This window comes from Pseudoalteromonas sp. MMG013 (assembly GCF_018100885.1).
GTDB lineage: Bacteria > Pseudomonadota > Gammaproteobacteria > Enterobacterales > Alteromonadaceae > Pseudoalteromonas > Pseudoalteromonas aurantia.
The window spans coordinates 1-1,852 of sequence record NZ_JAGJEE010000073.1 but is presented as its reverse complement, the minus strand read 5'-3'; the positions used below and the strand labels follow the sequence as shown (position 1 = coordinate 1,852).

The 1,852-nt window shown below is 44.4% G+C and carries 1 pseudogene; it reads left to right on the top strand.

Annotated elements, in window-relative coordinates:
* Window positions 1-1,852, top strand: a pseudogene (locus tag J8L98_RS24365) (hypothetical protein); the annotation flags it as partial.

Below are 1,852 nucleotides of genomic sequence, written 5' to 3'. Positions count from 1 at the left end.
GACGACATTGATGGGCTATTAGACGAAACGCCTGCGGAACCTGAACGGGTAGAAGAGGCGAGCGACGAGTTTGATATAGACGACATTGATGGGTTATTAGACGAAACGCCTGCGGAACCTGAACTGGGAGAAGAGGCGAGCGAAGAGTTTGATATAGACGATATGGATGGGCTTATTGATGACGTGGAGCCAGAGCAAGAACCTGCTACGCAGTTGCTAGAAGAAGAAAATGATGAGCTTGATACAGATGATATCGATGGGCTTGTTGATGACGTGGAGCCAGAGCAAGAACCTGCTACGCAGTTGCTAGAAGAAGAAAATGACGAGCTTGATACAGATGATATCGATGGGCTTGTTGATGACGTGGAGCCAGAGCAAGAACCTGCTACGCAGTTGCTAGAAGAAGCAAATGACGAGCTTGATACAGATGATGTTGATGGGCTTGTTGATGACGTGGAGCCAGAGCAAGAACCTGTCACGCAGTTGCTAGAAGAAGAAAATGATGAGCTTGATACAGATGATATCGATGGGCTTATTGATGAAGTGGATCCAGAGCAAGAACTTGCCACGCAGTTGCTAGAAGAAAATGACGAGCTTGATGCAGATGACATTGATGGGCTTGTTGATGAAGTGGATCCAGAGCAAGAATCTGCCACGCAGTTGGAATCAAATCTAGCATCGGTTGAAGAAGGTAGTGAAGATTTCCATGAAGCTATTGGCGATGAGTTGGACATCGAAGATATAGATAGTTTATTGGATGTTGCTGAGGACGAGCTTGATACGCAAAGTGTAGAAGAGTTATCTAATATCAATGTGGATGCTGAATTAAGTTCAAGTTTAGCAAATGACCATATTGCTGATGACCTCTTAGATGAAATAGATATTGAACTACAGTCTGAAGCGGTAACAGAAAGTAATGGGATTGAACTATCAGAGAGTGATTTTGATCTTGATGAGTTAGGATCTTTGGAAGAAGCTGATACTGCTTCGCTTCAAGAATCAGCTGAGCAAGCAGATCTTTTACAAGGGATGCTGAATGAGGAGGAAGAGATTCCGACTGCGTTTGGCAATGCTGAGCCAAAAGAGTTGCAAAGCGTCGATGAGTTGTTAAATGAGCTTGATGATCAGGAACGTAATGATTGGGATGATGAGTTAGCCGATGAAACGGAAGTTGATTTAGGGGATGATCCGTTATTAGAAGATGTTGATTTATCAGAAAGTGAAGTATTTTTCGAGCCAGACCCCGTCACACCGAGTATTGAGTTGGAAAGTTACCCTGAGTTGGCATTGGACACAGAACCAGCGGAAACTCGATTGGTTTCAAGTGAAACCGAACAAGCACTTTCGGAAGCTTTACAAGGAAATGACTTAGTTGAAAGTTCTTTAGATGGCGATTTGGATGATGAGCATGATGATACGCATGATTTGTCATTTGCTGATGAGGAACACGATACTATAGAAGAACCGTATGATAGCGATAATACCTCCTTATCAGATATAGAAACGCTTCCTGAGTTTAACGAAAAAGATGCGTTAGAATCAATGGGTGATGAACCGGAAGAATTGAGCTCTTCTGAGTTTGACGCTTTGCTTGATGAAGCGCGTGACGAGGAACCTGTTACCATAGCTGATGAGTTAGAAGGTGACATTGCGGGATCTGTTGAGCCCGAACCAGATCTAGCGCAAGCGTTAGAGTCCGAGAGTGATGACATCAGTGATGATGCTAGCGCAGAGGCGCATCATGAAGCACTTGATGACACATTAGGTGAATTCGACGAACAAGCTGCGATGGATGCCATGGCCGATGAGCCTGCAAGTGATGTTGTGGGAACTGTTGAGCCTGAGCCCGACT